Here is a 269-nt window from a genome sequence, read left to right as displayed (position 1 = left end):
ATGATAAAAAAGCTAGAGGAACAAAATCTTGTAACCGTTAGTCCATGTGGAAAAGATAAGCGTAAGAAGTATTTAGTTTTAACAGAGTTGGGGCAGTCTCAGAAAGAAGTGGGGCATCGTGTCAGTCAGAAATTGGATACGATCTTTTACAAAGGATTTTCAGAGGAAGAAATTCGTCAGTTTGAAGGTTTTCAAGAAAGAATTTTGGCTAATCTGAAAGAAGAGGAAAATGAGATTTAAAATGGAGCAAATTAGCTGTTTATAAGTAA

At 34.6% G+C, this 269-nt stretch carries 1 protein-coding gene; it reads left to right on the top strand.

Annotation, left to right across the window (positions count from 1 at the left end):
• Positions 1-240 (top strand): MarR family winged helix-turn-helix transcriptional regulator (locus tag EW028_RS24645; RefSeq protein WP_373565037.1); only part of this gene is annotated, 240 nt, incomplete at its 5' end.
• Positions 241-269 lie beyond the last annotated feature (29 nt).

This window comes from Lysinibacillus sp. OL1 (genome assembly GCF_004332175.1).
In the GTDB taxonomy this organism is placed as follows: Bacteria; Bacillota; Bacilli; order Bacillales_A; family Planococcaceae; genus Lysinibacillus; species Lysinibacillus capsici.
Note: the sequence above shows the minus strand (reverse complement) of the source record. Positions and strands in the feature narration are given on the sequence as shown.